The organism is Labrys sp. LIt4 (assembly GCF_017813775.1).
GTDB classification, from domain to species: domain Bacteria; phylum Pseudomonadota; class Alphaproteobacteria; order Rhizobiales; family Labraceae; genus Labrys; species Labrys okinawensis_A.
Map to the genome: position 1 here is coordinate 124,851 of NZ_JAGIPY010000013.1, position 18,887 is coordinate 143,737.

At 62.1% G+C, this 18,887-nt stretch carries 21 protein-coding genes; 5 read left to right on the top strand and 16 right to left on the bottom strand.

What is annotated here, in order from left to right; all coding sequences use genetic code 11:
* Positions 1 to 121 precede the first annotated feature (121 nt).
* Both J8I29_RS22185 and J8I29_RS22190 read right to left on the bottom strand, forming a co-directional pair.
* The gene (locus J8I29_RS22185) at positions 122 to 994 is read right to left on the bottom strand and encodes an EamA family transporter (protein ID WP_209433318.1); all 873 of its coding nucleotides are present in this window, start codon (positions 992 to 994) and stop codon (positions 122 to 124) included.
* 201 nt (positions 995 to 1,195) lie between these two features.
* A complete protein-coding gene (locus J8I29_RS22190; RefSeq protein ID WP_209433319.1) occupies positions 1,196 to 2,101 on the bottom strand; it encodes an SDR family oxidoreductase in 906 nt (301 codons plus the stop codon).
* Positions 2,102 to 2,189: 88 nt separating this feature from the next.
* Between J8I29_RS22190 and J8I29_RS22195 the strand changes: the two genes are divergently transcribed.
* Positions 2,190 to 2,765, top strand: coding sequence for a helix-turn-helix domain-containing protein (locus J8I29_RS22195; protein ID WP_209433320.1), 576 nt, complete (start codon positions 2,190 to 2,192; stop codon positions 2,763 to 2,765).
* A gap of 36 nt (positions 2,766 to 2,801) precedes the next feature.
* Here J8I29_RS22195 and J8I29_RS22200 read toward each other — a convergent pair whose 3' ends face one another.
* Both J8I29_RS22200 and J8I29_RS22205 read right to left on the bottom strand, forming a co-directional pair.
* Positions 2,802 to 3,149, bottom strand: a complete 348-nt coding sequence (locus tag J8I29_RS22200) for a metalloregulator ArsR/SmtB family transcription factor (RefSeq protein ID WP_105862170.1) — start codon at positions 3,147 to 3,149, stop codon at positions 2,802 to 2,804.
* 1,379 nt (positions 3,150 to 4,528) lie between these two features.
* Positions 4,529 to 5,674 (bottom strand): DegT/DnrJ/EryC1/StrS family aminotransferase, encoded by a 1,146-nt coding sequence (locus tag J8I29_RS22205; RefSeq protein WP_105862169.1) that lies wholly within the window; start codon positions 5,672 to 5,674, stop codon positions 4,529 to 4,531.
* A gap of 162 nt (positions 5,675 to 5,836) precedes the next feature.
* Here J8I29_RS22205 and J8I29_RS22210 point away from each other — a divergent pair, with 162 nt between their 5' ends.
* Positions 5,837 to 6,712, top strand: a complete 876-nt coding sequence (locus J8I29_RS22210) for a glycosyltransferase family 2 protein (RefSeq protein ID WP_209433321.1) — start codon at positions 5,837 to 5,839, stop codon at positions 6,710 to 6,712.
* 23 nt (positions 6,713 to 6,735) lie between these two features.
* Here the strand turns inward: J8I29_RS22210 and J8I29_RS22215 are convergent, their stop codons facing one another.
* From J8I29_RS22215 to hppD, 8 genes are all read right to left on the bottom strand, one after another.
* Entirely contained in the window at positions 6,736 to 7,236 is a 501-nt protein-coding gene (locus tag J8I29_RS22215; RefSeq protein WP_209433322.1) for a GNAT family protein, read from the bottom strand.
* 126 nt (positions 7,237 to 7,362) lie between these two features.
* A complete protein-coding gene (locus J8I29_RS22220) occupies positions 7,363 to 8,082 on the bottom strand; it encodes a WbqC family protein (protein WP_209433323.1) in 720 nt (239 codons plus the stop codon).
* Positions 8,083 to 8,218: 136 nt separating this feature from the next.
* A complete protein-coding gene (locus J8I29_RS30325; protein ID WP_209433324.1) occupies positions 8,219 to 8,908 on the bottom strand; it encodes a CatB-related O-acetyltransferase in 690 nt (229 codons plus the stop codon).
* A gap of 220 nt (positions 8,909 to 9,128) precedes the next feature.
* Positions 9,129 to 9,956 (bottom strand): transporter substrate-binding domain-containing protein, encoded by an 828-nt coding sequence (locus J8I29_RS22230; protein WP_209433325.1) that lies wholly within the window; start codon positions 9,954 to 9,956, stop codon positions 9,129 to 9,131.
* 26 nt (positions 9,957 to 9,982) lie between these two features.
* A complete protein-coding gene (locus J8I29_RS22235; protein ID WP_105862163.1) occupies positions 9,983 to 10,633 on the bottom strand; it encodes an amino acid ABC transporter permease in 651 nt (216 codons plus the stop codon).
* Positions 10,634 to 10,641: 8 nt separating this feature from the next.
* Entirely contained in the window at positions 10,642 to 11,313 is a 672-nt protein-coding gene (locus J8I29_RS22240) for an amino acid ABC transporter permease (RefSeq protein ID WP_209433326.1), read from the bottom strand.
* A gap of 195 nt (positions 11,314 to 11,508) precedes the next feature.
* Positions 11,509 to 12,150, bottom strand: coding sequence for a hypothetical protein (locus J8I29_RS22245; RefSeq protein WP_209433327.1), 642 nt, complete (start codon positions 12,148 to 12,150; stop codon positions 11,509 to 11,511).
* Between the two features lie 181 nt (positions 12,151 to 12,331).
* Positions 12,332 to 13,435 carry a 4-hydroxyphenylpyruvate dioxygenase gene (gene hppD / locus J8I29_RS22250; protein WP_209433328.1) on the bottom strand — a complete coding sequence of 368 codons (1,104 nt, stop codon included), beginning with the start codon at positions 13,433 to 13,435 and terminating at the stop codon, positions 12,332 to 12,334.
* Between the two features lie 146 nt (positions 13,436 to 13,581).
* On the opposite strand from hppD, the gene J8I29_RS22255 reads away from it, so the two are divergent.
* Positions 13,582 to 14,061, top strand: a complete 480-nt coding sequence (locus tag J8I29_RS22255; RefSeq protein ID WP_209433329.1) for an Lrp/AsnC family transcriptional regulator — start codon at positions 13,582 to 13,584, stop codon at positions 14,059 to 14,061.
* Positions 14,062 to 14,828: 767 nt separating this feature from the next.
* Positions 14,829 to 15,437 carry an HAD-IA family hydrolase gene (locus J8I29_RS22260; protein ID WP_105862159.1) on the top strand — a complete coding sequence of 203 codons (609 nt, stop codon included), beginning with the start codon at positions 14,829 to 14,831 and terminating at the stop codon, positions 15,435 to 15,437.
* Here J8I29_RS22260 and J8I29_RS22265 read toward each other — a convergent pair.
* Genes J8I29_RS22265 through J8I29_RS22275 form a run of 3 tightly spaced genes read right to left on the bottom strand, consistent with a single transcriptional unit; the run spans position 15,434 to position 16,823 of the window.
* On the bottom strand, positions 15,434 to 15,700 hold the full coding sequence (locus tag J8I29_RS22265; protein WP_209433330.1) for a hypothetical protein: 267 nt from the start codon (positions 15,698 to 15,700) through the stop codon (positions 15,434 to 15,436). The genes J8I29_RS22260 and J8I29_RS22265 overlap by 4 nt on opposite strands.
* Positions 15,701 to 15,729: 29 nt before the next feature.
* Positions 15,730 to 16,260 carry a chromate transporter gene (locus J8I29_RS22270; protein WP_209433331.1) on the bottom strand — a complete coding sequence of 177 codons (531 nt, stop codon included), beginning with the start codon at positions 16,258 to 16,260 and terminating at the stop codon, positions 15,730 to 15,732.
* The gene (locus J8I29_RS22275) at positions 16,260 to 16,823 is read right to left on the bottom strand and encodes a chromate transporter (protein ID WP_209433332.1); all 564 of its coding nucleotides are present in this window, start codon (positions 16,821 to 16,823) and stop codon (positions 16,260 to 16,262) included. Before J8I29_RS22275 ends, J8I29_RS22270 begins: the two co-directional genes overlap by 1 nt.
* A 101-nt stretch (positions 16,824 to 16,924) precedes the next feature.
* Between J8I29_RS22275 and J8I29_RS22280 the strand changes: the two genes are divergently transcribed.
* Positions 16,925 to 17,827, top strand: a complete 903-nt coding sequence (locus tag J8I29_RS22280; protein WP_209433333.1) for a LysR family transcriptional regulator — start codon at positions 16,925 to 16,927, stop codon at positions 17,825 to 17,827.
* Between the two features lie 282 nt (positions 17,828 to 18,109).
* On the opposite strand, the gene J8I29_RS22285 is transcribed toward J8I29_RS22280, so the two are convergent.
* Positions 18,110 to 18,868: an SDR family oxidoreductase gene (locus J8I29_RS22285; RefSeq protein ID WP_105862155.1), complete on the bottom strand. Its 759-nt coding sequence runs from the start codon at positions 18,866 to 18,868 to the stop codon at positions 18,110 to 18,112.
* Positions 18,869 to 18,887 lie beyond the last annotated feature (19 nt).

The window sequence follows — 18,887 nt, forward strand, 5'->3', positions numbered from 1 at the left end:
ATGGGCGTCCCGGCTGGTGCCGAGATTCGTGATGATGCGAGTAAACTGGCTCGTCTGGCCCGCGACAACCCTGGATATTTGCTGGGGAATAGCCCGGGTCTTGCTGCTGCCTCGCCGCGTGTCAGACAGCAGACGGGCGCAACAGCAAGACGAGCCCGGCCGCAATGACGAAGGCCGCGCCGAGCAGCGTCACCACATCCGGTATATCGCCGAAGGCAAGATAGCCGACGATCGCGGCACCGACGAGTTCGGCATAGACGAGGGGTGCCAGGGTCGAGGCATCGGCGAGCCGGAAGGCGACGATGGAGAGCAGGTGACAGACCGCGGAGATCAGCCCGAGGCCGGCGAAGAGCAGGAGATGATCGGCGGCGGGCGCGGACCAGGAAAGCACGGCCTGCGGCGTGAGCAGCGCCGCACCGACGAGGCATTGGAAAGCCAGCGTCTTGACGGGGTCGCTCCGCTGTGCCGCCCGCCGGGTGGTGATCAGGTAGAAGGCGAAGCAGATGCCCGAGGCAAGGGCGAGCAGGATGCCGGGTTCGATGGCGCCGCCAGGCTGGAGGATGATGACCGAGCCGACGAAGCCCAAGGCAAGGCTGGTGCCCTTGGTCAGGGTCAGGCGTTCCTTGAGCACGACGACCGAAAGCGCGACCGCCAGGATGGGGCCGACGAAATAGGCGCAGAGGGCCGTCGCCAAGGGGATGCGGGCGATGGCCAGGAAATACAGCGTCATCGCGGCGACCAGGAAGACGGTGCGCGCGGCATGGGAGGCGAGATGCTCCGATGGGAACATCTTCCGGCCATGGAGGAGGGCCGAGAGAGGCAGGACCGCCAGGCCGGCGACCGCGTAGCGCGCCCAGCCGATAAAGAAGGGCGAATAGTCCGCGCTCAGATATTTGGCGATGCCGTCGACGGTCGGCACGCTCACCATCGCGATGATCATGGCCAGGATGCCGCGGGCAGATCCTGTGGTTTCGGCGGAGGCAGGCATGGCCATGAAGGAACCTAAGACGTGTCGTCAGTTATGGTTTCGGGTCGGACGGGAGCGATTTTGGCCGAGTGTGTCCGCACTTGCCAAGCAAGTGTGCGGAAGAGCGAGGACGCAAGCCTCTCTGCTTGCTACGATACGCAACGCGCCAATCGGCCAAAGGCGCCGCGCCGTAGGCGGTAAGGTCAAAACCATAACTGACGACACGTCCTATCGATAACCGGTCGCATCGGCCGGCTTTCCGGCTTCTTCGACCTCCGGAATGTAGCGCCAAGCGTCGGGCTGGGAGCCGTCAAGATCGGTGAAACCATAGATTCGCGCCAGCTGTCCGCTCGAAAGAGACTGACCGTTCCAGCGATTCTTTTCGGTATCGGCCGCGAGGGCTGCTACGGCGCGGCCGACGAAGCGGGGCGTTTCCGAAATGACGAAATGCGGTACCGCTGCCGTGGCATCCCGCCAATTCTCTTCCGTGACACCGAAAGCCTCCAGCATCATTTCCGAGCGCAGCCAGCCCGGGGTGAGCGCTACCGAGGTGGCACCGTGTTTGGCAAGGTCCTTGGCATGCGCCCAGGCAAGACGGATCACGGCTGACTTGACCAGATCGTAGAAGGGCGAGAGACGATAATGGTCGGCATTGTAGCCGGCCGTTCCATCCGTCATCTCCACAAGCAGCCCGCCGGGGCGTTCGATCAGCAGGGGCAGGGCATGATGCGCGGTGATCAGATGGGTGTCGATGCCCAGGCGCAGCAGGCGCAATCCCTTGTCGAGATCGTGTTCCCAGACAGCCTTGTTCCATTCGAACAATTTCTCGCCGCCCCAGATGTCGTTGACGAGGATATCCAGGCGGCCTTGTTCAGTTCGGATCCGGTTCACCAGGCCGCGCACCTCGTCGGGTACGAGATGGTCGACACGGATGGCGATGCCCCGGCCGCCGGCCGCCTTGACCAATTCAGCCGTCTCCTCGATGGTTTCCGGCCGGTCATACTCCGAGCGTTGCCTCCGTGTGCTGCGGCCGGTGACGTAGACCGTCGCGCCTGCAGCCCCCAGTTCGATGGCAATGCCCCGGCCGGCGCCACGCGTGCCGCCGGCAACCAGTGCAATCTTTCCGTCAAGCATGGAGTACTCCCGGTTTCGCAGGCGAGCATCTTTTCCCGGAGCTCAAACCTATATATAAATGATCATTCGTTTATAATTGGATGTCAAGATGACTCGCCCCAAGACGTTGCCTGATCAGACCGTGCTGGAGGCTGCCCTGCAGCTTCTGCACACCAAAGGGCCTGAGGCTCTGACATTTGCGGGATTGGCGCAGGCTTGTGGTTTGGCGGCCGCAACCTTGGTGCAGCGCTTCGGCAGCAAGGCGCAGCTCAAGCAGGCAGCCTTGCTCCATGCCTGGGATCGTCTGGACGAAAAAACCTCGCAGCTGGCGGCCGGTATTGACCGCACGCCGGCGGGCGCGGTCGATCTGCTGGTAGCTCTTTCCAGCGACTACGGCGCCATCGAATCCTACGCCGAAGGATTGCTGATCCTGAGGGAGGATCTGCGCGATCCCCTGTTGCGGGCGCGGGGCGCGCGCTGGCGGGATACGCTCGTCAGCGTGCTCGATACCTGTCTGGCTGAGCAGGGCGGCAGGCGCCAGGGGCTTGGCCAATTGATGGCTTCGCAATGGCAGGGCTCGCTCGCCTGGTGGGGCTTTGAGCCCAATTGCCCGGTTGCGGAGCATGTCGGCCGCGAACTCAGGCAATTCGTGGCGTTCATCACGTCGAAACGGGCGGGCACCTGAACGGCGCCCGCCCCGGCTCTCCTTGGCAGGGGAGGCCTATCTGGCTTCGACCGACCGAATCTGCGCCACCAGGGAGCGTTCCGGCAGCTTCACCGGCAGGGGAGCATCATCGACGGCGTGATCGACGGCGTGGTCGTGCAGGGCCATCCGTTCGGCGACCCAGCTTTCGGCCAGGGCCAAGGCATGCGGCGTCATGCGGTAGGTGCGCACACGGCCGGCCTTCTCGGAGACGACGATACCCCCGGCTTCGAGCACGCCGAGATGCTTGAGCACCGCGGGCATGCCCATCGAGAGGGGGAGGGCGAGTTCGCTGACAGAGGCTGGTCCGCGGGCAAGACGATCGACCATGGTGCGACGGCTGGTATCGGCGAGCGCATGGAACATTCTGTCGAGTGCGAGAGGATCGAGGCGAGCTTCCACGTCAGGCTACTTTCTTGGTCGGAGGAGGAAACCGGCCAGCAATGCGCCGGCCGGAGGGGGTGTCAAGCCAGGGAAAACAGGGATGGAAAGAGGGGGCTGGCGGGTCCCTGGCCTGGAAGGGAAAGACGTCGGCTATAAACTTCGCCGGATGGCCGGGCTCGGCGAGCGGCTGGATTTCACGGGGCTGGTCCGGCTCGCGATTTTGCCGGTCGTTCAGGGGAGACGATAAGGGAGAGAGCGCCATTGTCAGGCCTCAAAATGCCAATGATCTTCCAAACCGTTCTGGGTTAAAAACAGCCTACCAAGTTGATATCATTCGAAATTTCAAACTTCTGTCCGTCTTGCCGATCACAAAAAGAAGCCCGCTGCGCGGGCTTGGGAGGGTATCGAGAGAACCGAGCGAAGGTGCGAACAGCACAGCATGGAGGGGATCTGTTTGGAGATCGCTGCGCCGTTCGCAAGGTCAATCTAGACGGGCGGCGCTAGGAGCACACTCCGTCAAATATGACGTGTCGAATTTGACGGATTGGCTAGAAGGGCGCGAATAGCGCGTGAGCCCCGCAGCGGGCGAGGGCAGGGCATTTTTAGGTAAATGCATAGATTGGAATAGATCTAGCAGGTTTGGCCGCCGACAGGAAGTCGATCCGGATACCTCTTTAGGAGAGGGCGTTATCCATCGTCGACAGAGGCAACGTTCGCGCGGATTCGGCTGGGCTCATTCGGCCGGCACCGCGATTCTTCCTTTCAGCGAGAGCCCGATTCAAGGCTCCGAGCGCGTTGCGGACGCGATCGTGACCATCGGCAAGGCCGTACCATTGAAGAAGGCGCTGGCGATCACGGAACGGCAGCAAAAGTGGAAATACGCGCTCCTTCATACCGCAATGCCGTGCCTCTCGGTTGTCGCCGAATGACAAGCGGTATTTTGGTAAAGCGATTCCTCGAACCTGAAAGGCCGACTACGAAAACGGGGGAAGAAGCAATGCTTCTTCCCCCGTTCACCGATTTCTCGAAACGCCAAGCTTTCGCAAGCGAAATCTGCACTTGGTTACTATGTGAAGCAACGCCTGGCAGAAATGGCGCCCACAACCTCAGTAGCGTCTTTGTTAACGAGGTAGGATGCTACAAACAATTTCGCCGCTGTCCAGTACGAAATTGAATCGACGCATCCGTTGCGGAAGTTATATCGATTTACTTTTCAGAGGCGATAAAAGCGCCGAAACGAACAGGCTGGGTGGCTTGTGTTGTTGTCGTTCAATCCCAGGGAGGGCCATTCGGGAGAGGAGCGGCAAGGCGCTCTCGCGGCATCGATCAGCGGCGTGAGGGCTGTGCCGCCGCCATGAGCGTCAGGCCCTGCCTGCGAGAATTTCCCGCAAGGCGCCAGCGACGATATCAGCCTTGTCTTCGGTCATATTGTAGCCCGACGGCAGATTGATGCCGTGTTTGGCGATTGCCTGCCCCTTGTCATGCGGCGTCACCAGGCGTTTGGCCGACGGGCGATCGGCGAAGGCCTGCATGCTCGACAGCGGCGAGAAGAAGGGGCGCGTATCGATGTTGCGCTTGTCGAATTCGGCCATCAGGCTGAACTTGTCGAGACCGAGCGCAGGATCGAGCACCACCGTCACCATCCAGAAGGAGTTCTCGCTCCCCTCGGGCTCGGCGTTGAGGGTGACGCCGTTCAGCCCGCCGAGCCGCTGCCGGTACCAGCCGAAAATGGCGCGCTTATGGGCGATCAGCGTGTCGATGCGTTCCATCTGCGCAACGCCGAGCGCCGCCGTGACGCCGTTCATGCGATATTTGAAGGCGATCTCCTGGTTGATGAACAGGCGATGATCGCCGGGCGCGCGGCCGTGATCGCGCAGGCAGAGCACGCGCTGGTGGAGGTCGTCGTCATCGGTCACCAGCATGCCGCCTTCGCCGGTGGCCACGGTCTTCGAGCCGTGGAAGCTGAAGGCTGCCGCCCGCCCGAAGCTGCCCGCCCGGCGGCCGTGATAGCGGGAGCCGAGGGCCTCGGCCGAATCTTCGATGAGATGGATGCCGTGCCTGTCGGCAATGTCCTGCAGAGCCCGCCAGTCGCACATGGAACCATAGAGATCCACGCCCAGGATTGCTTTGGTCCTGGGACCGATGGCAGCCTCCGCGGCACGGGGATCGATGCACCACGTGTCCGGCAGAATGTCGACGAGCACGGGTTCGGCGCCGACATAGGTGATCGGCGCAACCGAGGCGATCCAGGTCACGTCGGGTACGATCACCTCGTCGCCCGGGCCGATGCCGAGCGCGGCCAGGATGAGATGCAGGGCTGCCGTTGCATGTGGTACGCTGACGGCATGTTTCACGCCAACATAGTCGGCCATCATGCGCTCGAAACGCGCATTGTAGGCATAGTGGTTGGCGTACCATGCCGTACGGGCCGCCTCGGCGGCGAGCTCCGCTTCTCTGTCTGTGATGGAGGGGCCTGCGACGGGGATGCGTTCGGGAGCAATGATCACGGGGACTCGGCTCTATATGAGTGGCGGGCGATACATACCGCGGCCGACTAAGCGACGCCAGCGCGATCAGAAAGGCGGGGCCGGTGCCTGAATTGCCAGTTGCGGGCATTGCGGCAAAGGAATAGGAGATGCAGCGATTGATGTCCGGTGGAGCCCGTCAACATGTCAGAGCCCTGCGTAACTATAGGGATCCCTATCTATAATGCAGAAGACATGATTGCGGAATGTCTGGATTGTTTACTGAATCAGACATACAGGAACATTCGCGTTATTATATCAGACAATGCTTCAACGGATGGCACGCAGGCCATCGTCGAGCGATATGCAGTAACCGACGATAGAATTACATATTTGCGCCGACCGGAGAATGTCGGGCCTGTCAAGAATTTCCGCGGCCTGGTAGATGCGGCGCAGACACCATTATTTCTATGGCGTGCGCATGATGATCTGTCCTCGGCCGATTATGTCGAGCGACTGGTCGAGGCGTTTAATCGCAAGCCGGATGCCTTGCTGGCCGTTCCGACCGTGATGACCTATCGAAGCGACAGGCCTGTTGCCGTCGCACGTCCCCGAGAGCTGCGGGGGTCGCAACTGCGACAGATCTCCGACCTTCTTTATAAGTCCCATGCAAGCTGGTTCTACGGCATGTGGCGGACGGAAGCCCTGCGGGAAATATTGGATTATGTAAATCGGGCCTATCCGGACCCCTGGGGATCCGATCATCTGGTGATGTATCCGGTTTTCATACGCAGAGCCGTTGCGATGGCACCTGAGGCTCAATTTTCTCAGAGGGTCATCTGGAAGGAGGCCAATCGCTCGATGAGGATCGTGCCGGCCATGCATCTTATCCGGCTGCGACGAGCCTATTGGAAGGCTTGCCTCCACAATATTGATGAAGCCGGATTTCGTGGAATAAGGAGGCTCGCCCTGAGGGGAATTACTTTTTTCTATGTCGGAAAAAGAGTTGCCCGGGTGGGGAAGATCACTCGTGTTGCCATCAGGCAGGTTGCAGCCCTGTTTAAAGGGGCTAGAGTATAAAATTGCTCAAGTTAAATATAGTTTTATAATTGTTTCTCCATCAATACGACATCATACAAATTGTCTTCCGTACGAAAATGGCTTCGTAATGTTCCTACAGTCCTAAACCCTATGGATTCATAGAGGGAGCGCGCGACGAGGTTATCCGCTCTGACTTCCAGAAGTATTTTTTCCAGGTGGTGCTTTTCTTTCGCCATGGCAACGAGGCTCTCCATTGCAATGCGTCCCAGGCCTCTGCCTTGGGCGTTTTGCGCAATGACGATGCCGGCAAAGCCATGCCGGTTGCGATGGTGGATGTTGGTGATCTGCGCAAAGCCGATCGGCTCGTCCGTCTCGCTGTCCGCAATCACCATGAAACAGCCATTGGGGTCGGTTTTCCGGCGTTCCAGCCATTCGGCGACCGCGCCGTCATCCGTCGACGCCACCACATTGAGAAGCAGGGCCTGCAGCGTGGAATCTCTGCGAAGCGAAGCGAGAAATTCGAAATCACTCTCTTCCGGAGATCTCAAGCTTACATGCTTCAATGTCGCATTCCTGTCCGCTCGACTGTGTTTTCCAGGAAGAAGGTGATCGAAAGTCCCTGACGAGTATGCGGCTGTCCTATGGCACTGCCATGAGCACATGAGACAATGGAGCGGACTGCCGACACGTCATGGCGCTTGCTTTGCGAGGAATTCACGCCAAGGCGTGGTTCGGGGTTTGAGATATTGATGGGCATCCCGCCCGGCATGGCCGATCAGATTGAGAATGGAGACATAAGGTGTAAAGGCGGTATCGCCTTGCGGCCAGGGCGTCAGGCTGTAGTCCATATACTCGACGCTCACGCCGCTCGCCTCGAACGCCTCATGGTCCATATATCGCGCGGCGCCATGCCCGGTGAGATAGCGCGTCCCGCCCAGACTGAGGACGATGTCCAGCACGCGTTTCCATGAGGAGCCCGGTATATCCAGCTCACTGCTATGCGTGATCTTGCGCGATTTCCCGATGCCGATATAGGCCGCGGACAGCTCAATGCTCTGGATCAGGGCGTCGCACAGTTTCTCTCGCTCATACGACTTGCTGAGAATGTCGATCGCGTCCTGCGCGTGGGAGGCGCCGGCGAGCGATTGCTTGAGGAGCGACTGGTGGGTTGTCCGCCAATCGGCCGCGGTTGCATCCAGATCCATGATGGGTTTGTAGGTGCCGCCGCCGGCAAGGGGAATGGTCATCCATTTGACCTGATCGCCCACCTTGACCTGGACGCGGTTGGTAAAGCTTCCTTTCGAGAACTGAGCATCATCCAAATAAACATAGACATCCGCCAAGGCGAGTTGCTCGAAAAAGCCCGGCCAGGGGAACAGCATAGGTTGGGTGATTACAACAGTCGTCATGCTCGATTTCGGAGTTGTGAGTCCGCTGATTTATTCCGCCAAGGCGTTAAGATAATACCCTGGTTATCATAGCGATGTGTGGGGCGAGAATATCCCACCATCGGTCCAAGGCATTCACATTGCCCAATCCGGGCGTCTAAAGCGCGGCGAGGAAGGCGGCCGGGTCTCGCAAGAGGGATGCCTTGGCTTGAAGGGCTTCGTCCGGCCAAGTCCACCAGGCACTGGCGAGCAGTTTTTCGATGGTGGCGTCATCGAAACGGTAGCGGATCAGCTTGGCAGGCACTCCGCCCATAATGGCGTAGGGAGGCACGTCCTTGGTAACCACCGCGCCGCCGGCGATCACGGCGCCATGACCGATGGTGATGCCGGTCATCAGGGTCACCCCCATGCCGATCCAGACATCGTGTCCGATCACGATCGGCTGGTTTTTGGGATAATGGCGATCGATCGTTTCGTCGACGATGCCCCAGCCCTTGAGATAGGTGGCGGGGCTGGTCGAGACGAGATCGAGGGGATGATTGCCGCCGGAAACCTTGATTTCGGTCGCGATCGAACAAAAAGCGCCGATCTCGGCGATCTTGGATTGCTTGGTGCAGAGAGGGCGGTATCCATAGCTATACTTGCCCACGCTGATGCCGAAGCGCTGCTTGACCAGGGCCCGCATGAAATCGTCGCGCGGCCCATAGCGGTGACGCGACCATTTGGCAGCCTTGCGCAAGGCAAAACGCGGTAGGCCGATCTGCAGCAATCCCCGATGCAGGGCGGAACGAATGACGATGTCGTCGGGGGCGTAGGTCAGGGTCGTCGCTTTGGAGGAAATTGCCACGGCAGACTTTCGTTGCTTCGCTGTCTTTTCTCGGCCAGGTCAGGCCCCTTATGCAGTGATCGAGCCGGGAGCGCCGGGACTTTCGTTGCCTATACCAAGTCTGTCGGTTTCCTCAACGGCTTCTTATGGGGAACGCATCGCTTGCAGGCGGGTCCGGAGACCCGCCTGCAAGCGATGGCGTCGAGGTCGATGGGTCGATCGGTCTACGAAAGTGGGATCATCAGAATTTCGGCATGGGCGGCAGCGGAGCCAGCGGTGCGCCGAACCATTTCTGGTTGATCTGGCTGAGCTGCCCGTCCGCCACGATCTCGCCGATGAAGCCGTTGCACCATTCCTGCAACGCGGTGTCGGCCTTGCGGAAGGCCATGCCGTTGGCCTGCTCCTTCATCTTGAACTTGGCCTCGATGCCGAGGCTGGCATAGTCCTTGGTGAGCTGGGCAAGCACGGTGTTGGAAGCGCCGATCGACTGCACCTGCCCCGAGATCAGGGCTTGGGTGGTGGTGGCGTCGTCGTCGAAGCGCATGATCTGGGTGCCGGGAGGGGCGATCTGCGAGACGGTGATGTCCTGCGTCGAGGCGCGGGCGACACCCACGGTGACGCCGACGAGGTCCTCGGGCTTGGTCACCTTCAGGTCCTTCGGACCCATGATGTAGGTGGTCAGCGTGCTGTAGGGGTTGGAGAACAGCACCTGCTTCATGCGCTCGGGCGTGATGCCGAAGGTGGCGATCAAAAGATCGACCTTGTTGGTGAGCAGATAGGGGATGCGGTTGGGGCCGGTCACCGGCACCAGTTCCAGCGAGACGCCGAGCTTCTTGGCCATCAGGGCCGCGACATCGGCATCATACCCGGCTGGTTTCTGCTCGGCATCGGTGCCGCCGAAGGGCGGATAGTCGGTGAGGACACCGACGATCAGCTTGCCGCGCGCCTTGATTTCATCGGGCGTTGCGGCGGCCGCCGGCCCGGCTGCAAGAGGCAGGGCCAGGGTGGCCATGCCCGCGGCCAGATACAGCCCCAGCCGTCGGCGCGAAATCGGATCTGTCGAAGCCATGATCGTTTTCTCCTTGATCGAAAATCTCAGCGTCTGGCGACCGTCAGCCGCCGCTCCAGAGCGCGGCTCCAGATCGACAGGGGCCAGCACACCAGGAAATAGGCGAGCGCCACCAGGCCGAAGATGGTGAAGGGTCGAAAGGCCGCGTTGTTGATGATCTGGGCGGCGCGGGTGATCTCGACGAAGCCGATGATCGAGGCAAGCGAGGTGCCCTTGATGAGCTGCACCAGGAAGCCGATGGTCGGCGGAATGGCGATGCGCACGGCCTGGGGGATGACCACCTTGAACATGCGCGGCAGATAGGTGAGGGCGAGTGCCCGGGCCGCCTCGCTCTGGCCTGGGGGGACCACTTCGATGGCGCCGCGCCAGATCTCGCCGAGAAAGGCGCTGGCGTTCAGGGAGAGGCCGATCGCCGCTGCCGTCCAGGGATTGACGTCGATGCCGAAAATGCCCGGCACGAAGAAGGCGAGGAAAAGCTGCATCAGCAGCGGCGTGCCCTGGAACAGCTTGATATAGCCCAGCGCCAGCCAGCGTAGGGGCCGGATTTCGGCCGTGCGCGCCAGGGCGACCAGAAGGCCGCCGATGCCGCCGCCGATGAAGGCGACCAGCGAAAGCAGCAGCGTCCAGCGCAAGGCCAGCAGGATATAGAGGATGTCGGCTTCGCCGAGGGTGCGCATGCTGCCTCCTATCGCCGGCTCGGCTGGCGCAGGAAGGCGCGCTCAATGCCGGCGAACAGGCACCAGAACACGATCGAAAGCGCCAGATAGATACTGGTCGCCACGAAATAGACCTCGAAGCTGCGGAAGGTGCGCGACTGGATGTCGCCTGCCGCGGCCGTCAGCTCGCCGGCGGCGATGGCTGAGCAGACGCTGGAGTTGAGCATGAGCAGGATGAACTGGCTGGTCAGCGAGGGATAGATCGCTTGGATGGCCGGCTTGAGGATGACGAGGCGGAAGATCTGCAGCGGCTTGAGGCCGAGCGATTTGCCGGCCTCGATCTGGCCCTTGGAAATGCTCTCGATGCCGGCCCGGATGATCTCGATGCCATAGGCGCCGACATTGACCACCAGTGCCAGCAGTGCCGCACTGTTCGAGGACAGGCGCAGGCCGACCGAGGGCAGGCCGAAAAAGATCATGAAGACCTGGATGAGGAAGGGAGTGTTGCGGATCAGCTCGATATAGGCGTCGACGGCGTAGCGCAGCGGGGGCGGCCCTGAGGTCTTGGCAAGCGCGCCGACCACCGCCACGACCATGCCGATCGCCATGGCCAGTCCCGACAGCACCAGCGTATGCAGGGCGCCGGCCGCGAGCTCCGGCCAATAGGCGAAGACGTCAGCGAACTCGAACTCGTAATTCATGCCGCAAGCTCTTGCGGCAGCCCGGCATCGGCGCGGAAGGAACGGCCCACGCGGCGTCTCCCTTTGACGTTCCCGTTAAGCGCCCGATCTTCGTGGGCTTCGATCGAAGGGCGCAGCTTGGCACGGATAGCCGACAGGGTGAAGCACCAGCCGGGAAGATATCCAAGGGAATTGGAATGGCCTGAAGAACGGTCGTCAGCGCGCTTTGCCAGGCAGGCTCAAGCCGGATGAGACGGCTCCAAGCACGACCGGCTTGTCCTTGCCGCAGCGGAAGGAACGAGCCTGCTCGTCGGCGATTTTACGTGCCAGGGCGTTGGCTGTGCCGGCATTGGCGCGGGCGTCGACATAACCGACGTGACAGGTGCCGTCCTTCCCCAGCCTGGTGACGACGAGGACGCGGCCCGAGGCCGGCGAGGGACTCTTGGCCTCCGCCTGGTGGTCCGCTTCCGTCATCACCTGCCATTGCAGGATGGTGGCGAAGGGCTGCCGTTCGCCGGCGGCAAGGCGCCATTCCACCGTGCCATGATCGGCGCTGTTGAATCCGGTGAAGGTTTCGCTGGCAGCCAGATCATGGGCGCCAGGCTTACCGAAGCTGACGAACATGCGCTGGTCGCCGGCGGAGAGCCGCATGGGCAGGCCGCGATAACCGGGGCAGCGCCAGCTGCCGTAATCCTCTTCGTCGTTCCCCGGCTGGTGGGGGCACTTGGCGGTGTCGAAATGGGTATAGGCACTGGTGAAAGGTTCGGCCGCCAGAACGCCGGAGGACAGCAGCAAGAGGACCGCCAGCCCGAGCAGGAAACTGGCAAAAAGTGTCTCGGCGATGTCGTTGCGTGTCATGGCGTTCCCTGTCCTTGCGCAGCAAACAAGCGTTCAGGCATGAACGCGCTTTGCTCTGTGGCTCTTCTAGGGGGAGGGCGGCCAAGACACTGTGCAGGATGACACGAGCCACGCCCACCGAGACGCGACGGCGGGCCCGTGCCAGGCTGGCGTCGGCGAACCAGGCGAGCGCCGAAGGATCCTATTCCGCCGCCAGGGCGCCGCGCCGGATCTGGTCCTCTTCGATCGACTCGAACAGAGCGCGGAAATTGCCCTCGCCGAAGCCCTCATCGCCCTTGCGCTGGATGAATTCGAAGAAGATCGGGCCGATCACCGTCTTGGAGAAGATCTGCAGCAGGATCTTGGTCATGCCGCCATCGCGTACGCCTTCGCCGTCGATGAGGATGCCGTGCTTCTTCATGCGCCCGATCGGTTCGTCGTGGCCATTCACGCGGGCATGGGAACGCTCGTAATAGGTGTCGGGCGGGCCCGGCATGAACTTCAGGCCGTTGGCGGCCAGCTTGTCGACCGAGTCATAGATTCCTTCCGTCCCGACGGCGATGTGCTGGATGCCTTCGCCATGATATTTCTTGAGGAACTCCTCGATCTGGCTGGTGTCGTCCTTGGATTCGTTGAGCGGGATGCGGATCTTGCCGCAAGGCGAGGTGATGGCGCGGCTGACGAGGCCGGTGATACGGCCGTCAATGTTGAAGAAGTGGATCTGCTTGAAGCCGAACAAGTCTCGGTAGAAGGCCCACCACTTGTCCATGTTGCCGCGATAGACATTGTGGGTCAGGTGGTCGAGGTAATAGAAGCCGACGCCCGCCGGTTTGGGATCGCGCTCGCCCAGCCAGTCGAATTCGCGGTCATAGGCCGAGCCTTTATCGCCATAGGCGTCGATGAAATAGAGCAGGGAACCGCCGATGCCGACGATGGCCGGCACGTCCAGCGTCTTGTCGTTGCCTTCATAGGGGGTGGCGCCCCGCGCCACCGCATGCTCGAAGGCATGTTTGGCGTCGACCACGCGCCAGGCCATGGCGGGCGCGCAGGGCCCGTGGGTCTCGACGAAGCGCATGGCGTGGCTGCCGGGCTCGGCATTGACGATGTAGTTGATGTCGCCTTGCCGCCAGACCGTGATGTCCTTGGTCTTGTGGGTGGCGACCGGCACATAGCCCATGCTGGTGAACAGCGCCTGGAGCTTGGCGGATTCGGGATGGGCGAATTCGACGAATTCGAAGCCGTCGGTCCCCGCGGGATTTTCGGGTGTGATCGCCGCGGGCGGTGCATCGTGCGGGAAGGGACCCATAATTTCCTCCTGGTTGTCAGGAGGGCGGCCAGGCGCCCTCCGCATTGAGAGGGATTCTGCCAGGATCATCGCGCAATGTGCTTGCATTCTTGATAGGTCATAGCAAATCTATGCACGGATCGCGCATGAAAGTTTGAAATGGTGCAATGATCGATCTCGATGCCTATGATCTCAGAATTCTGCGGGAGCTGCAGCGCGACGGCCGGCTGACCAATATCGAGCTGTCGGAAAAGATCGCGCTATCGGCTTCGCAATGCTCGCGCCGGCGCTCCCGCCTGGAGGCGTCAGGGGTGATCTGCGGCTATCAGGCCAGCCTCGATCCGCATAAGGTCGGGCTCGACCTCTTGGTGGTGATCTCCGTGACGCTCGCCACCCACAACCGTGACAATGCGCGTAAATTCGCCCAACTGGTCAACGACCTGCCCGAAGTGCTGGAGGCCTACGCTCTGACCGGCGAGATGGACTATCACCTCAAGGTCGCCACGCGCGGCCTCGCCGGCCTGTCGCGCTTCGTCAACGACGTACTGCTGCCCCATGATTCCGTGCAGCATGTGAAGACCTCGATCGTGCTGGACACGCTGAAGCGCTTCGAGGGGCTGCCGCTCTCGAGCCTGCATGAGGAGTGAGCCTGCTCTGGCCATTCTCAGCTATCCGATCTTTGGATCCGGACAGCTGGTGGACAAGGCATTTCATGTGTGACGCTGCCCCTTCAGTCCAGGGGGGCGGCGCCCCCTAACTCGGTTCATTATTTCGACGAATTCGCTCGGATCTTGGCTTGGCATGCGAGGGTTAGTTTGGCCATGTGCTCGCGCAAACAGGCGCCGGCCTTTCCAGGTGCGCTTTGAGGACAAAATTGCTTTCGGTTTTCCTTGCAGGCTTGAAGGTCGTTCTCCCTAACGAGCCTTCCACCACCTGCATATGCGGCAAGACCAGAGGCGATGACGCATACGGCGGCAACGGATATCCGCCAGTTCCAAGATTTGGTGGCGTGCACGGTTTCCTCCCTATTCATGGCTTCGATCGATAGCGTTTTTGCTTTCATTCCGATTTCGGTCTTCTGCCCTGTCATTGCACGGCATGGTGAACTAACGTCCACAAGCGTAACTCTACCGTGACATGGGCGGACTAAGGTTGGAGCCATGCAGTGTTGCTCCGGCGAACGCTAAGTTTCCAGGCGCGTCGGAAGCTATCGCGCGGGAGGGATCACCGAACCACCGATGGCTGCTCTACGGAAGCAGTGTAGCAAGGCCAACGCCGCTGTGTACCTCTGCCAATTCCACAACGTCTTCGACCGGATACATGGGAAAGGTGATCGCGCGGCGCCGATGAACCTATCGGCGCCGCAATGCTTTTCTAGTCCTTGCGTTGGATTCGGTCGAAAGCAGGAGGCATCATGTCGTCGTCGCCTTTCCAAGCGCTCGTCTTCGATCTCGGCGGTGTCGTGGTCGAGCATGACAATGCCGTCCTGTTCGAACGCCTGGCTTCGCGATGCCGCCCTTCCTGCTCGGCCGGGGACGTGTTGAACCTGTTCCGGCAATCGCGTTGGGGAACGGGAACGCCGATCCGCCTGTTTCACCAGCAATTGGCGGAGACCGGTGGATATGAGGCGCCGTGGGAGGTTTTCGTCGAGGATTGGAGTTGCCATCTCGCCATCAATCCCTCGATGCTCGCCGTCATGGAGCGCCTGGCGAAGCGTAACAGGGTCATCATCTTCTCCAACACCAATCAGGAACATTGGGACTTCGTGCGCGAGGCATCGGGCGGCGTGCTGGCGGGTTTCGAGCCCTTCCTCAGTCATGAGATCGGGCATGAAAAACCTTCGCTGCGTTCCTTTCAGGTGGTGGCCGAGAAGGCCGGCATCGATCCTGCCGGCTGCATCTTCTTCGACGACCTGCCCGCCAATGTGGACGCTGCAAGGCAGGCCGGTTTCCAGGCGGAAGTATTTCTGGGCGAGCCGTGGCTGCTGTCATTCCTGGAGGCCCGCGGCGTAGCCCTGGGCTAGAACCCGAAGCCGGCGGCGGATCGGACACCGTCTTCCTGCCGCAAAAGGAGCCTGCCGGCTTCGGTCAGGCCGATCATGGCGGCGCCGTCGATCCGGTTGCGGGAGACCAGGCCTCGATCATTGGCCTCCTCCCACACCGGCAGGCGCGGACAGGAGGTCCGCCAGGCGTCCATCACCTCGGCATAGGGGCGGTCGCAGCGCGACAACCAGGCCAGGAGGTCGCGCAGCAGGGGATCGAGCGTATCGGATGCCGGTGTCGCCATGATCGAAAGCCTTCTTCGTCGTCCTCGCCTCAGATTTGGGTAAGCCCGCTCAGTCCGACCGCGGCGCCTCCCGCCAGCACTAGCAAGGGATGGATGCGTGTCGTCGTGGTGAGAAAGGCGGAGACGGCGATGATGCCGGCCAGCAGCCAGGTTCCGGCTGAGGCTTCGGCGATCACCGCGGCGCTCGCCGTGACCAGCCCCACCGTCATCGGCAGCAGGCCTGCCTGCACCTTCTTCCGCCAGGGCCGGTCACGGAAGCGATCCCAGAGCCTGAGGGCAATACCGGTGATGAGCGAGGAGGGGCCGAACTTGGCGAGCGAGGTCACCAATACGCCCGGCAGTCCCGCGACATGCCAGCCGACCAGCGGCACGATCATCATGTTCGGGCCGGGAGCGGCCTGCGCCAGGGCAAACATCGCACCGAATTGCTGGGCCGACATCCAGTGATGAATGTCGACCACCTGCCGGTGCATTTCGGGCAGGATGGTATTGCCGCCGCCGAAGGCGAGCAGGGACAGCTGCGTGAAGATCGAAGCGAGGGAGAGCAGGGTCGATGCCATCACGCCTTCCTCCAGGCCAGCAGAATGCCGAGAGGCGCCAGGACGAGCATGGTGGCCAGCAGCGGCAGACGCAGTACGGCGATAGCCAGGAAACAGGCGCAGGCGATCAGGATGCCGGCGGGGTCGCGGCGCAGCGGCCGGGCGACCTTGATCGCCATCGAGATGAGCAGCCCCGCCGCGGCCGCGGCAAGCCCTCCGAAGAGATGGTGGATATGTGGATCGGCCTGGAAGCGGTCATAGAGCATCCCCAGAGCGATGACGATTGCCGTCGGGGCGGCGATCAAGCCGAGGAGGGCGGCGCCGGCGCCGGCGACACCGTGGAAACGCAAGCCGACGGCGACGGACATGTTGATGATGTTGCCCCCAGGCAGGAACTGGCACAGGCCCAGGAGATCCGCGAATTCCTGCGCACTCAGCCAGCCGCGCTCTTCCACGACCATGCGGCGCGCCAGCGGCAGCACGCCGCCGAAGCCGATGAGGCCCAGAGTGAGGAAGCCACAGAAGAGGTCGGCAATGTCAGGGGATTTTCTCTCCACCGAGAGGGAAGGGCTTGCAGCATCCATGGAGTCGGGCCTTGCTTGGAGAACTTGCGCGGACGCTAGGCTTCCTGATCCATCATGTCCAATATATGATAGCTGCAATATCCATATCCATGGAATATGACATGATCGAACTGCGCCATCTTCGCTATGCCGTCGCGGTCGCCGACGAAGGGCATGTGACACGTGCGGCCGAGCGGCTCGGCATCCAGCAGCCGCCGCTCAGCCAGCAGATCCGCGTGCTGGAGCGCGCAGTCGGCGCGCCCCTGTTCCAGCGCCTGCCCCGCGGTGTCCGATTGACCGAGCCGGGGCGGGTGCTGGTGGAGCGGGCCCGGCTCGTCCTGCAGGATGTCGATGCGGCCCTGGAGGCAGCCAGACGGGCAGCACGCGGCGAACAGGGCAGGCTTGCGGTGGGCTATACGACCTCGGCGGCCTTCCATCCGCTGGTCTCCGCCGTGGTCCGCGGGCTGCGCGAGGCGGCGCCCGGCATCGCCCTCTCACTGGAGGAGGGCAGCACCGGGGATCTCATCGGATTGCTGCGCGCCGACCGGCTGGATGCGGCCTTCGTCCGTGCGCCGGCTGCAAGGCCTGACGGGCTCCTTGTCGAACCCCTCCATGTCGAGGAGATGCTGGTTGCCTTGCCGGACCATCATCCGCTTGCCGCTGCTTCCCTGCGCCGGCAACGCCTGCCGCTCGCCGCTCTTTCCAACGAGACCTTCGTACTCAATCGCCGCCCCTCCGGCCCCGGCCTTTATGACGACATCATCGCGGCCTGCCGCGCGGCTGGATTCAGTCCGATGGTGGGACAGGAAACGCCGAGGATGGTCTCGACACTGAGCCTGGTCTCGGCCGGCCTCGGCATTTCGATCGTGCCGGCGTCCATGGCGAAGCTGGAGACGAACGGCATCGTCTATCGGCGCCTCGACGGCACGACGCGGCTGACCGCACCGCTCTATCTCGCGCGGCGCGCGGACGAACCCAGCCCCAGCCTGTCGAGGTTCCTGGACATGGTGCGCCGGCAGGCCTGATCGTCTCGCAGGGGAGCATCGGGCCTGGGCGAGAACACATGCTCTGCTCGAGAGCAGTGCTGCCCTTCACCCTTACCCTCTCCTCGCAGGTGGCGAGGCGAGGGGACTTCGACATCGAGTTCCATTCCGAAAGCCCGTTGTCTCGCCCAACGGTCGGGCGAGATGAAAACTCCAAAAACCAATCGCAACGCTTGCGCCCCCTCGCCCCGTTCTTACGGGGAGAGGGTAAGGGTGAGGGGCTACACTACGGTTCAGGAAGCAGCGCCCATTCCCGGCGATCTTTCACAGATCATTGGCCTGGGGCAGGATCACCAGATCGCGGATGGTGACGTTGCGGGGGCGGCTGAGCATGAACATCACCGCCGCCGCCACTTCCGTCGGCTGCATGAGGTCGCCGGCCGCCAGGGCCGCGTCGAGCTTGGCCTTGGGCCAATCGCTGATCAGCGCGGTGACCACAGGGCCGGGCTGCACGGCGCCGACGCGGATGCCGTGCTTGGCGACCTGCCGCCTGACCGTGTGGACGAAGGCCTGCACCGCATGCTTGGAGGCGGTGTAGATCGGCTCCCACACCACCGGGACCATGCCGGCGACCGACGAGGTGACGATGATGTCCCCGGTCTTGCGCTCCACCATATGCGGCAGCACTTCGCGCACCGTGCGGAAGGCGGCATTGATGTTGAGATTGAGCATGCGGTCCCAGGCGTCGGGGTCACCCTCGACCACCTCGCCGCCGATATAGGAGCCGGCATTGGCATGGAAGATGTCGAGCTGGCCGGCCTTGTCGAGAATCTGAGGCATCATGCGCGACACGCTGGCCGGGTCGAGCAGGTTGGTGACCACCGGAATGGCGTTGGGGCCGAGTTCCTCGCAGATCGTCTTGAGGGCGTCCTCGGCCCGGTCGACGAAGACGACCCGGGCGCCGGCCGCCAGCAGGGCCTTGGCGCATTCGAGGCCGATGCCCGAAGCTGCGCCGGTGATGGCTGCGACCTTGCCGGAAAAATCCTGCCCCGACAAATTCTGGCTGTTGGGATCCTGTTGCATGATGGTCGTCTCCTGGAGA